Origin of the sequence: Thalassospira sp. SN3W (genome assembly GCF_038070535.1) — a bacterium.
Lineage (GTDB): Bacteria > Pseudomonadota > Alphaproteobacteria > Rhodospirillales > Thalassospiraceae > Thalassospira > Thalassospira xiamenensis.
On record NZ_CP121124.1, the window covers coordinates 4,324,691 to 4,337,076 of the forward strand.

At 55.9% G+C, this 12,386-nt stretch carries 10 protein-coding genes; all 10 read right to left on the minus strand.

Annotation, left to right across the window (positions count from 1 at the left end; all coding sequences use genetic code 11):
- Nucleotides 1–111: 111 nt before the first annotated feature.
- Nucleotides 112–3,597 (minus strand): DNA polymerase III subunit alpha, encoded by a 3,486-nt coding sequence (dnaE, locus tag P8T57_RS19935; protein ID WP_341364087.1) that lies wholly within the window; start codon nt 3,595–3,597, stop codon nt 112–114.
- Nucleotides 3,598–3,696: 99 nt separating this feature from the next.
- On the minus strand, nt 3,697–4,431 hold the full coding sequence (locus tag P8T57_RS19940) for an ABC transporter ATP-binding protein (protein ID WP_341364088.1): 735 nt from the start codon (nt 4,429–4,431) through the stop codon (nt 3,697–3,699).
- Nucleotides 4,424–5,674, minus strand: coding sequence for a lipoprotein-releasing ABC transporter permease subunit (locus tag P8T57_RS19945; RefSeq protein ID WP_007089427.1), 1,251 nt, complete (start codon nt 5,672–5,674; stop codon nt 4,424–4,426). Before P8T57_RS19945 ends, P8T57_RS19940 begins: the two co-directional genes overlap by 8 nt.
- An 88-nt stretch (nt 5,675–5,762) precedes the next feature.
- Nucleotides 5,763–7,082, minus strand: a complete 1,320-nt coding sequence (proS, locus tag P8T57_RS19950; RefSeq protein WP_007089426.1) for a proline--tRNA ligase — start codon at nt 7,080–7,082, stop codon at nt 5,763–5,765.
- A 176-nt stretch (nt 7,083–7,258) separates the two neighbouring features.
- The gene (locus tag P8T57_RS19955) at nt 7,259–7,753 is read right to left on the minus strand and encodes a hypothetical protein (protein ID WP_240478852.1); all 495 of its coding nucleotides are present in this window, start codon (nt 7,751–7,753) and stop codon (nt 7,259–7,261) included.
- A 491-nt stretch (nt 7,754–8,244) separates the two neighbouring features.
- A complete protein-coding gene (locus tag P8T57_RS19960) occupies nt 8,245–8,484 on the minus strand; it encodes a DUF1467 family protein (protein ID WP_007089424.1) in 240 nt (79 codons plus the stop codon).
- Nucleotides 8,485–8,538: 54 nt separating this feature from the next.
- A complete protein-coding gene (gene mce / locus P8T57_RS19965; RefSeq protein WP_037991302.1) occupies nt 8,539–8,943 on the minus strand; it encodes a methylmalonyl-CoA epimerase in 405 nt (134 codons plus the stop codon).
- 103 nt (nt 8,944–9,046) lie between these two features.
- Nucleotides 9,047–10,723 carry a ribonuclease J gene (locus P8T57_RS19970; protein ID WP_341364089.1) on the minus strand — a complete coding sequence of 559 codons (1,677 nt, stop codon included), beginning with the start codon at nt 10,721–10,723 and terminating at the stop codon, nt 9,047–9,049.
- A gap of 85 nt (nt 10,724–10,808) precedes the next feature.
- The gene (locus P8T57_RS19975) at nt 10,809–11,591 is read right to left on the minus strand and encodes a type III pantothenate kinase (RefSeq protein WP_007089421.1); all 783 of its coding nucleotides are present in this window, start codon (nt 11,589–11,591) and stop codon (nt 10,809–10,811) included.
- Nucleotides 11,592–11,625: 34 nt separating this feature from the next.
- Entirely contained in the window at nt 11,626–12,384 is a 759-nt protein-coding gene (locus P8T57_RS19980) for a biotin--[acetyl-CoA-carboxylase] ligase (protein WP_007089420.1), read from the minus strand.
- Nucleotides 12,385–12,386: the final 2 nt, after the last annotated feature.

Here is a 12,386-nt window from a genome sequence, read left to right on the forward strand (position 1 = left end):
TTCGGGGCGGGTTTTAGCCCCCTCCTGCAAAGAATGCAAGCCTTAAAGTACGCTCAAACCGCGTGAAAGTGAACCCGAAGCACGATCACAATTTCACAGCACACGCACCAATCAGATTTCCTCGGCCAGTTCGACACCCGGAATGGCCCCGACCGCCCCGATAAGCGACGGTCCGACCTTATAGGTATCTTCAAGCTCGACCTCGGCAATACGGCCATCGGCACAGACAGTCGAAAGACTGACCAGACCGCGCCCTTTCCCCGCTTTTTCAAGCAGTTCGCGGATTTCCACCACCGGATCAGGACGGTTCAGGCGAATGCGAATGCCCTCGGCTGCCCCGGAAACGGCATGCTCAAGGTCTTCGACCTTCTGCCCCTGAATGCGAAGCTGCCCTTCGCGCATTTCGGCCGCCACCACAAGCAATACTGGCCGCCCGGCATTGATGATTTCCTTATAGGCCGCCCATGCCTCGGCCCAGAAGGCGACTTCAAAGCTGCCCGTCGGATCGGAAAACATCACGAAGGCGAATTTCGATCCGTTTTTCTTCGAAATCATTTCACGCGCATTGATCAGCGTCCCGGCAAGCTTGATCGATCCCTTGTTCTGGGCACGCATACGGGCAGGAAGCTCCTTGATCGGCGCAATACCGATCCGCTGAAGACTTTTGCCAAAGGTATCAAGCGGATGCGCCGACAGGTAAAAACCAATCGCCGAAAATTCCTCGGTCAGTTTTTCCATCGGCACCCAGTCGCGTTCATCGGGCAACCGTATGGCATCCTTGCCAAATCCGGTATCCTCGCCAAACATCGAAATCTGGTCATTGTTGCGCGCCTGCATTTCGCGCTGGGCAACCGCCATCACCCGGTCGACATGCTCGAACATGACCTTGCGGTTTGTCGTCAGGCAATCAAGCGCGCCTGCCCGCACAAGGTTTTCAAGCAACCGTTTATTGACCGCACGGCTATCGATGCGCGATGCAAAATCGGTCAGGTCCCGGAACGGGCCATTGGCCTCGCGCTCCGCCACAAGGCTTTCCATTGCCGCATCACCAACGTTGCGCACGGCCGCCAGTGCATAACGGATCTTGCGCACCCCATCATGATTTTCGACCGAAAACGCCACTTGCGAATTATTGATGCAGGGCGGCAGGATTTCGATGCCCAGGCGTTCGACCTCCTGCTTGAAAATCGCAAGTTTTTCGGTGTTGTGCATATCAAGCGTCATCAGCGCGGCCATGAATTCGACCGGATAATTCGCCTTGAGATACGCTGTCTGATACGCCACCAGTGCATAGGCCGCCGCGTGCGATTTGTTAAAGCCATAGGATGCGAACTTGGCCACCTGATCGAAAATGTCCGATGCCTGCCCGCGCGGCACCCCGTTCTTTTCCGCCCCGTCAACAAACAGAGAGCGCTGCAATTCCATTTCCTCGGCGATCTTTTTACCCATCGCACGACGCAAAAGGTCTGCACCGCCAAGCGAATAGCCCGACATCGTCTGGGCAAGCTGCATGACCTGTTCCTGATAGATCATGATGCCATAGGTTTCTTCGAGGATCGGCTGCAACATCGGGTGCATGTAATCCGGCTCTTCCAGACCATGCTTACGCGCGATGTAATGCGGGATATTGTCCATCGGCCCCGGACGATACAGCGCCACGACAGCGATAATATCTTCAATCGTATCGGGCTTCAGGCCGCGCAAAACATCCTGCATGCCCTGGGATTCAAGCTGGAACACACCGACCGTCTCGGCCGCCGAAAGCAGCTTGAACGCCACCCGATCATCAAGGGGAATGGCACTGATATCAAAGTCTTGCGGGACGTCTTTACGAAGCCGCATCAGATTGACGGCCTCGATAATCACCGTCAAAGTCTTAAGACCAAGGAAGTCGAACTTCACCAGACCGGCATTTTCAACATATTTCATGTTGAACTGGGTCACCGGCATATCGGACCGCGGATCACGATACAGCGGCACCAGTTCATCAAGGTCGCGGTCGCCGATCACCACCCCGGCGGCGTGGGTGGACGAGTTACGATAAAGCCCCTCGATCTGCATCGCGATGGAAAGCAGCCGGTCAATATCCGGGTCTTCGCGCGCAATCCGGCGCAGGTCCGGCTCCATGTCGATGGCTTCCTTAAGCGGGATCGGCTTGGCCGGATCACCCGGGATCATCTTACAGATTTTATCGACATAGCCATACGGGATGCTCAACACGCGGCCAACGTCGCGCACTGCGGCCTTTGCCTGCAACTTACCGAATGTGATGATCTGCGCCACACGGTCATGTCCGTATTTGCGCTGAACATATTCAATCACCTCGCCGCGCCGGTCCTGACAGAAATCGACGTCAAAGTCGGGCATGGAAACACGTTCCGGGTTCAGGAAGCGTTCAAACAGCAACGAGAAATGCAACGGATCAAGATCAGTAATCAGAAGTGCATAGGCAACAAGCGACCCTGCACCCGAACCACGCCCCGGCCCCACCGGGATTTCATGGTCCTTCGCCCACTGGATAAAGTCCGCAACGATCAGGAAGTAGCCCGGAAACCCCATCTGATTGATGATGCCAAGCTCGTATTCAAGGCGCTCCCAATAAGGTTTGGCGATTTCTTCCTTCTGCGCGTCCGTCATGTCCTCGGTAAAGACATATTTCGCAAGGCGGCCTTTAAGGCCTTCCTCGGACATATGGCGCAGCTCATCGACCTCGGTGCGGCCTTCGCCGCAATCAAATGGCGGCAGGATCGGGTCGATCTTTTCGACATGCCACGAACACCGCTTGGCAATCGCCAGCGTATTGTCGCAGGCCTCGGGAATGTCGGCGAAAAGATCGCGCATCTCGGCGGCGGTTTTAAACCGGTGTTCGGGCGTTAAACGCCACCGGTCTTCCTGCCCCACAACCGCGCCCTGCCCGATGCAGATGAACACATCATGGGCTTCATACATTTCCGCCTTGGGGAAAAAGCAGTCATTGGTCGCGACCATCGGGATATTATGCTCATAGGCCAGCCGGATCAGCCCCGGCTCGACCTTTTCTTCGATCGGTTCGCCATGGCGCTGCAATTCGATATAAAGCCGGTTGCCAAATATCCCCGAAAGCTTGTTCAGGCAATCGTTCGCCGCCTCGTGCTGCTCCTCGGCAATCAATCGTGCCAACGGCCCGGTCGGCCCGCCGGTCAGGCAGATGATGTCGGAACTGTATTTTTCGATATGATCATAAAGCGCCTTGGGCTCACTGCCCGCTTCACTGGTCATATGCGCGCGTGACACGATCTTAAGAAGGTTGAAATACCCCCGGTCATTCTTCGCAATCAGTACCAGATTGTCCGGGTCCGGTTCGCGTGAAATCTTGCCGATCACCGGCTGATCGCCAAACCGTTCCACCCCGATCTGCACGCCAAGAATCGGCTGGATACCCGACCCGCTCATCACCCCTGAAAAATCGAGCGCGCCGAACATGTTGTTGGTATCGGTCATCGCAACCGCGGGCTGGCCATCCGCCTCGCACAGCTTTGCCAGTTCCTTCGTCGTGATGGCACCTTCGGCAAGCGAATAGTTGGTGTGAACACGAAGATGGACGAAACCGTTTTCCATTGCAGAAAATCCCGGACGATAAATGGCAAAGGCAGGAAACCGGCCACCCCGGATCACTCCGGGGCGCGATGCTCTGCCAACTTAAAGAATTTCGACGGATTACGAAAGAGTATCGGGATCAAGTTCAACCAGATGCCCGTCACGCAGGGTCACAACCCGGTCCATCTGGCGCGCCAGTTCCGGGTTATGGGTCGCAATCAGCGACGCCAGACCGGTTTCGCGCACCAGCGTCATCAACATCCCGAACACCGTTTCCGCCGTATGCGGATCAAGGTTGCCGGTCGGCTCGTCGGCAAACAGCACATCGGGCACATTGGCAAGCGCACGCGCAATCGCCACGCGCTGCTGTTCCCCGCCTGAAAGGCGTGCCGGGCGATGTTCTGCCCGTTTCTCCAGCCCAAGACAGCGCAGCAGTTCAAGCCCGCGTTCGGTTGCATCCGCCCGTTTCAGGCCATTGATCATCTGCGGAATGACGACATTTTCAATCGCCGAAAATTCCGGCAGCAGATGATGATACTGATACACGAACCCGATATGCTTGCGGCGCATTTCGGTGCGCGCCAGATCGGAAAGATCCGTGCTGCGTTTTCCGCCAATCGAAACCATGCCGCCATCGGGCTTTTCAAGCAGCCCCGCAATCTGAAGCAGCGTCGATTTACCCGCCCCCGACGGCCCGACAAGGGCGACGATCTCGCCCTGATGGATTTCCAGATCGACGGATTTCAGGATTTCAAGCTGATCGGGGCCCTGATTGAACACCCGATCAATCTTTTCAAGCCGCAACACGACTTTCTGCGCCCGCTCCCTGGCGGTTGTCTTGATCATGTCACTCATAACGAAGGGCCTCCACCGGATCGAGGCGCGATGCACGCCATGCCGGATAAACCGTCGCCAGGAACGACAGACTAAGCGACATCACACAAACCAGCACCACTTCGCTGATATCCATGTCTGCCGGGAGCTGCGACAGGAAATAGATTTCCGCATTAAACAGATCGGTCCCCGTCAGGGTCTGGATGAACTGGCGGATATTTTCGATATTCAGGCAGAACAAAACGCCAAGGATCAGGCCGCTTAACGTGCCAAGCACCCCGATGGATGCCCCTGCCAGGAAAAAGATGCGCATCACCGATGACCGTGTCGCCCCCATGGTCCGCAGGATCGCGATATCGCGTCCCTTGTCCTTCACCAGCATCACCATGCCCGAAATGATGTTGAATGCCGCCACCAGAATAATCAGTGTCAGGATCAGGAACATCACATTACGTTCGACCTGTAATGCATTGAAAAACCCGGAATTTGACTGCTGCCAATTGACCAGCCGAAGCTGCTCTCCCGAAAGGTTCGACAACAGGTCGTTCATGCTTGATGACAGGCGTGACGGGTCTTCAAGCATCACTTCAAAATGGCTGATTTTTTCCGGCAGGCGGAAATAAATCTGTGCGGCCTGAAGCGGCATGAAGATAAAGCCGCTGTCATATTCATACATGCCGATATCAAACAGCCCGACCACCTTATAGGCTCGCACGCGCGGCACGGACCCGAACGCCGTCACGTTGCCCTTGGGCGAGATCAGATTGACATTATCCCCCACCCCGACGCCAAGTTTCATGGCAAGACGCGCGCCCATGATCACGCTATCGTCCCCCTTGAAATCATCAAGCGATCCGAAAACGATGTTATCGGCAATCGTCTTGCGCTTGGCGATGTCTTCGGCACGGACCCCGCGCACGATGGCCCCGGTTGACCGGCCGTTATTCGATGCCAGCACTTGCCCCTCGACCACCGGGGTCACAAGGGTCACATTGCCGGTTTCCGCGATCTTCTTTTCAATCGCATCATAATTGGGCAGGCCATCGGGGCTTTGCGCGTAAACCGATATATGTCCGTTCAGCCCCAGAATACGTCCAAGTAATTCGGCCCGGAACCCGTTCATGACCGACATGACGATAATCAGGGTCGCAACGCCCAGCATGATGCCAAGCAGCGAAAAGATGGCGATGACGGAAACAAAGCCCTCTTGCCGACGGGGACGCAGGTAGCGGAAAGCCACCAGACGTTCGAACGGACTGAACATGCGCAAAAGATCCTCGTGGAAGCGTGTCGGAAAGAATTCCGGAAATCAGGACGGGGCAGCCAAGGCTGCCCCGTTTGCAAAGTCGTAATCAGGCGCCAATCTGGTTAAGTGCCGCCTCAAGCGTGACTTCCGTCCGCTCGCCCGATTTGCGGTTTTTAAGCTCGACCACACCGGCCTTGATGCCTTTCGGGCCAATCACGATCTGCCACGGCAGACCGATCAGGTCCATATCGGCAAACTTGCCGCCCGCGCGAATGTCGCGGTCATCATAAAGCACTTCGATACCGGCATTATGCAGCTTGGCGTAAACATCTTCGCACGCCGCATCGCATTCATCATCCCCGGTCCGAAGGTTGATCAGGCCAACCTTGTAGGGTGCAACCGATTCCGGCCAGATGATGCCGTTTTCGTCGTGCGATGCCTCGATCAGCGCACCAACAAGGCGCGAAACGCCGATGCCGTAGGACCCCATCTGTACCGGTACTTCCTTGCCATCCGGGCCAAGCACGGTCGCACCCATCGGTTCGGAATATTTGGTCCCGAAATGGAAGATATGGCCAACTTCGATCCCGCGCGTCGCGATCATGTCGTCACCGGAAATCGGGCTGTTGGCCGGATCATGCTTGTCTTCGGTCGCGGCATAATCTTCAAGCGTCGTCTGGACCCAGTTTTCAAGCCCGGTACGATCATTCAGATCAACACCCTTGCCCGTCAGGTCCTTGTCCAGCCACTTCTTGTCGCAGAACACTTCGCTTTCGCCGGTTTCCGCCAGAATGATGAATTCATGGCTAAGGTCGCCGCCAATCGGGCCGGTATCGGCCACCATCGGGATCGCCTTGACGCCAAGTCGTGCAAAGGTCCGGCAATAAGCCAGGAAAATCTTGTTATAGGCGTGCCGCGAACTTTCGTAATCGATATCGAACGAATACGCATCCTTCATCAGGAATTCGCGCCCCCGCATCACGCCAAAGCGCGGGCGGATCTCGTCGCGGAATTTCCACTGAATGTGATAGAGCATCTGCGGAAGCTGCTTATAGGACCGGACATCCTTGCGGAAGATATCGGTGATCGCTTCCTCGTTGGTCGGCCCGAACAGCATGTTACGATCATGACGGTCGGTAATGCGCAGCATCTCAAGGCCGTAATCCTCATACCGCCCGCTTTCCTGCCAAAGCTCGGCTGGCTGGATGGTCGGCATCAGCAATTCGTTAAAGCCAATCGCGTCCTGCTCTTCGCGCACGATCTGTTCGATCTTTTTAAGCACGCGATAGCCAAGCGGCAGCCAGGAATAAATCCCTGCTGAAAGCTGGCGCACCATACCGGCACGCAGCATCAGTCGATGGGAAGCGATCTGTGCTTCTGCCGGCGTTTCCTTGAGGGTCGGCAGAAAGAACTGGGAAAGACGCATCAATGCCTCGTGATGATCAAAGCTGAAAAATATCAGGTATACAAAAGACCTTGCCCGGAAAATGCGACAGCACAGCCCGAAACGCAAGCCGGAACTTGCTTTATATCGGTAACGGGTGATCTAGCGGCCAATCGTGGCAGGTTTGCGAAGACACACGGGCTTTTTCAGGTACAACCTTAACGGAACCCTGCCGCCCGGCACGCCGCGGCCAATTCATCCTGCCCCGCCTCGTTGCCAAGCGGGATATCATTGAAATACACCCGCCCGTTGCGATAGGTAATCCTGCCGATATTGGACTCGCCGCTGATCCCGTCCGGCACGGAAATACCGGCATATTCAAAGAAATCAATCGTCACCGGAAATTCGATTTCCTTGGGCAGCGCATTCAGGATCGGGCTGCCGCCATCCAGATCGGCCGGGGCGACCTTGCGCCCATAAACATCCACACCGGGCTTATAGGCCACATCGTCATCGGGCACATGGCTGACCAGTTGCTGACAGGCCGACCGCGTGACCGTGATGGTGGGCTTCGCCTTCTCAGCATCCGCAGCACCTGCCCCATCCGGCGCGGCATTTTCCCCTGCCGTCGGCCCCGGCAAGGGGGAGTCGCTTTGTGCCAAAACGCCCCCCGCACCGGTCATGATCACGCCAGCAACAAACATCGAAACCATGAGATTCACAGGATAATTCCCGATTTTCATAGGGCGGGTCATTACAAAACTCTTCATATCGCCGGTCCATCCTATTTATGTGCGGTGCAGCATCGATTCATCTGTGAATTTTGGTCAAAACATCTTGCACAAAAGTGAAATATGTGGCTTTTTGATCCTCCGCTAACGGCGCAAGATCGTTGCGGAAGACGTATCGCAGCCGCTCATAAAATTGCGGGAGGCTTTGTTGCCAATAAGCATACAAGAAGCAGGCGCGACGTCGAAATAAAACCTGTGCCAAGTGCCCAGGTCTTAGGAGGAAGCAAAAAAAGATTACGGGAAAACAGCTATAAAAATAGCATCTTAGCAAGATCCTTGTGATCTTGCTTTTTTTTTGGCTTTTCCCGATTGATGCCTTTTCCGCCCCCCTTCCCCGACATTTTGTGCAGTCCGGCCAAACAAAAACCCCGCAACAAATTGTGCGGGGTTTGTTTCTGAATGCCGCCGCCCGATCATTGCGGCGGGCGGACTTCGATCATGCCACTGGTAATCACGAAATACGCCACCAGCCACAAAATCGCCGAAATCAGGCTGGTTGCCAGAACCTTCTTCCACATATGCGGCTTTTGCGGCGCGCCACTATCATGGCCGGGCTGAACATTCTCTTCGCGCTTCACGCCGAACGGCAACACCATGAACAGCACCAGCCACCAGATCACGATGTAAACAAGGATCGCTGAAAACCAGTTCATGCTGCACTCTTTTCTTGGTTGCGGGAAGAAGGGCCGATACGGCGGGAAAGAAACTTAAACCTGTTCAAGCTCAACAAGCGTCCCGTTAAAATCCTTGGGATGCAGGAACAGAACCGGCTTGCCATGCGCCCCGATCTTCGGCTCCCCCGTGCCCAGCACGCGCGCACCGTTTTTCAGAAGCTGATCACGTGCCGCCAGGATATCCTCAACCTCATAGCAGACATGATGAATGCCGCCCGATGTGTTTTTATCAAGGAACCCCTGTATCGGCGATCCCTCGCCCAGCGGATAGAGCAATTCGATCTTGGTATTGGGCAGTTCAACAAAGACCACAGTCACCCCATGATCTGGTTCGTCCTGCGGGTCGGAAACCTTCGCACCTAGCACATCACGATAAAGCCGGATACCTTCCGCAAGGTCCGGCACCGCAATCGCCACATGGTTCAGCCGTCCAATCATGTTCTACTCCTGCAATGTGATCTGCCCGATCACCGCCAATCTAGGATGTACATCACGACAAAGACAACCGCCCATTTGGTCGCATGCCGCCTTCCCAAACTGCCTAGCCCTGCTCGTTCACCCGCACAAGATGCACCTCGATCATTGGCCGCTTGCCAAGCCGCTGACGCACCGGACGACGCAGGGATTGCCTGATCGCAAGGATCACCGCCGCATCGTCAAGCACCTCGTCATCGTCAAGCTGATCAACCCGGTTGCCGATCTCGGCTGCAAAATGATCAAGGCGGACATCATCGCCGACCTCGTCAAACAGGCTCGGTGCCGTAATCATCGGCTCACCGACCATCTCGCCAAACTGGTTCAGCACCACGGTCACAAACATCACACCGTTCCACACGATGCGATTGCGATTGCGGATGGTATCGGAATCCCGTTTCAGCAACCGCCCGCCATCAAGGCAAAGCACGCCGCTTTCGGCCACGCCAATCACATGCGCGCTGCCCGGCGACAGGCGAATGACCGTGCCGTCATGCGGGATCACCTGTTCGGGGATCTGGCATTCGGCGCCAAGGGCCGCCTGTTCACACAGATGGCGGGTTTCGCCATGCACCGGCACAAGGATTTTCGGACGTGTAAGCTGATACATCCGCGCCAGGTCCTGCCGCCCCGGATGGCCAGAAACATGGATCGGCTCATCACGCGCGGTAATCACGCGGATACCCCGCCTAATCAAAAGGTTCTGGATATAACCGATGGATTTTTCATTGCCCGGAATTTCGCGCGCCGAAAACACCACCGTATCGCCCGGATCAAGCTGCACGGTCGGATGATCGCCCTTGGCAATACGCGACATTGCCGCACGCGGTTCGCCCTGCGACCCGGTACAGATCAGCAATACCTGATCCTTGGGGACCTCCATCGCGTCTTCATCGGTCAGAAGGTTCGGATAGGATGTCAGATAGCCAACTGCTCGTGCGGCTTCGGTCACACGGTTCAATGACCGCCCGGCCAACCCGACACAGCGATTGTTTTCATGTGCCGCTTCAACAATCGACTGCAACCGCGCAACGTTGGTCGCAAAGCACGCAACCGCAATCCGGCCCTGCGGCGTTTCGGCAAACAGTTTCGACAGGTTCTTGGCTACATCGCCTTCCGATCCGGCTTTGCCTTCGGAAAAGACGTTGGTGGAATCACAAATCAGCGCCATGACCCCTTCATCGCCAAGCGCCTCAAGCTTCTTGACGTCGGATGCCTCGCCAATCTGTGGCTCGGGGTCAAATTTCCAGTCGCCGGTATGCACCACAAGCCCCTTGGGGGTGCGGATCGCAAGCGCATTGGGTTCAAGGATCGAATGGGTCATGGTGACGAATTCGATGTCAAACGGCCCCTTTTTGAACCGTCCGCCAAGCTCGATCACATGGATCGGCACCTGATCGGCAAAATCGGTTTCCGCCAATTTGGCCTTCAGGAATTCGGCGGCAAACGGGGTGGCATAGATCGGGCATTTCAGCCGCGGCCAAAGATACGGCACCGCGCCAAGGTGATCCTCATGCGCATGGGTCAGTACAAGGCCAAGAAGTTTGTCTTTGCGTTCCTCGATAAAGGTCGGATCGGGCATGACAACATCGACACCGGGCAGACCTTCCTCGCCAAAGGAAACGCCCATATCGACCATCAGCCACTGATCGTCATATCCGTACAAATTGAGGTTCATGCCAATTTCGCCAGATCCCCCCAGCGGCACAAACAGCAATTCGTCTTTCGGCAAATACAAATCCACGGATGATCACCCTTGTCTTTCAGCGGTGAGAAACACGATCACGGGGCGCACCCGCGTCACTTCACAGTCAATGTCGGTTAACAGTCTAATTCGATTTTTCGCTGTTGCGGCGATAAATCATCAAAAGCCCCAGCATGGTCAGATCGCCATGCAGATGTTCGATCTCGTCAACCGCCTTGGTAAATAACGGTGCCAGACCACCGGTCGCGACAACTTTCATGTTATCAACGCCCTGCTGCATGCGAATGCGCGCCAGAAGTCCCTCGATCATCGCAACATAGCCCCAGTAAACCCCGGACTGCATCGCCTCGATCGTATTCTTGCCGATCACATTGCGCGGGGCCTCGATGGCGACCATCGGCAACTGGGCTGCTGCCATATGCAGCGCCTTGATCGAAAGGTTAACACCTGGCGCAATCACACCGCCAAGATAATTGCCTTCTTCATCAATCACGTCAAACGTGGTCGCCGTCCCGAAATCCAGAACCACAAGCGGCCCGCCAAAAAGCTTGTGCGCGGCAACCGCATTGACAAGCCGGTCGGCACCAACCTCGCTTGGCCGGTCCATGATGATCTTCATATCCAGATCAACCGCCGGGTCGCCCACCACCATCGGCTCGACATTGAAATAACGTCGGCACAGGGTTTTAAGGCTGAATTCCGCCGCCGGAACCACGGTTGCGATGATTGCGCCCGTAATTGCATCTTTCGGCACATCCGACAGGGTAAACAGATGATGCAGCCACACGCCAAGTTCATCAGCCGTGCGTTCAACCGTCGTTGAACAGCGCCACTGCCCCTTGATCGTATCGCCGTCAAACACAGCGAAAACGATGTTGGTATTCCCGGCATCAATCGCCAGCAACATGATGTTTCGTCTCCCCGTTATCGTCCCGTATTATTTATGCTTTAAAAAACACTTCGCCAGCGCCGATGCGATGCTCCATCCCGCCCGTTTCTCTTAAAACAAGCGATCCGTCGTCATCAAGCCCGACAAACATGCCCTCAAGCGTCCTTTCGGTCAGGCGCGCAATCACCGGCGCTCCAATCCCGTATGCCCGCCGAAGCCAGGCATCACGCACCGGGGCAAAGCCCTGCGCTTCCCATACGGGCAACCAGTCTGCCACCCGCCCGACATAGGCCGAAATCAGTTCGCCCACCGAAACCGGCGCACCAAGTGCTGAAAGCGACGTCGCCGGGCGTTCGGCATCATCGGGATAAAAGGCAACATTCACCCCGGCTCCGATCACCAGATAATCGGTTTCCGAACCGTTATTCGATGCACTTTCCAGAAGAATACCCGAAATCTTGCGGCCATTGACCATCAGGTCGTTGGGCCATTTGCAATCCGGCCTTACCCGATTGCCTGTCACCAGCTCAATCGCCTCGGCCAAGGCAACCGCAATCAGGAATGTCAGTTTTGCCGCTTCAAAAAGCGGGCAATCCGGACGCAACAAAAGGGAAGAATAAAGATTGCCAACCGGGGATGTCCATGCTCGGCCGCGCCGTCCCCTGCCCGATGTCTGTTGGCGGGCCCAAATAAGGGCGCCACTTGGGGCGCCCTTATCAGCAAGGCGTTTCGCCTCTTCATTCGTACTGTCGATCACTTCCAGTTCATGAAGATAAAAACCTTCAGGAAGCCGGATCGTCGGCTTGGTCATCC

What these genes read in the sequence shown, in the direction of transcription:
- dnaE (WP_341364087.1), bottom strand. Translation starts at nt 3,597, where the DNA reads ATGGAAAACGGTTTCGTCCATCTTCGTGTTCACACCAACTATTCGCTT.
- P8T57_RS19940 (WP_341364088.1), bottom strand. Translation starts at nt 4,431, where the DNA reads ATGAGTGACATGATCAAGACAACCGCCAGGGAGCGGGCGCAGAAAGTC.
- P8T57_RS19945 (WP_007089427.1), bottom strand. Translation starts at nt 5,674, where the DNA reads ATGTTCAGTCCGTTCGAACGTCTGGTGGCTTTCCGCTACCTGCGTCCC.
- proS (WP_007089426.1), bottom strand. Translation starts at nt 7,082, where the DNA reads ATGCGTCTTTCCCAGTTCTTTCTGCCGACCCTCAAGGAAACGCCGGCA.
- P8T57_RS19955 (WP_240478852.1), bottom strand. Translation starts at nt 7,753, where the DNA reads ATGGTTTCGATGTTTGTTGCTGGCGTGATCATGACCGGTGCGGGGGGC.
- P8T57_RS19960 (WP_007089424.1), bottom strand. Translation starts at nt 8,484, where the DNA reads ATGAACTGGTTTTCAGCGATCCTTGTTTACATCGTGATCTGGTGGCTG.
- mce (WP_037991302.1), bottom strand. Translation starts at nt 8,943, where the DNA reads ATGATTGGACGGCTGAACCATGTGGCGATTGCGGTGCCGGACCTTGCG.
- P8T57_RS19975 (WP_007089421.1), bottom strand. Translation starts at nt 11,591, where the DNA reads ATGTTGCTGGCGATTGATGCCGGGAATACCAACATCGTTTTCGCTGTG.
- P8T57_RS19980 (WP_007089420.1), bottom strand. Translation starts at nt 12,384, where the DNA reads ATGACCAAGCCGACGATCCGGCTTCCTGAAGGTTTTTATCTTCATGAA.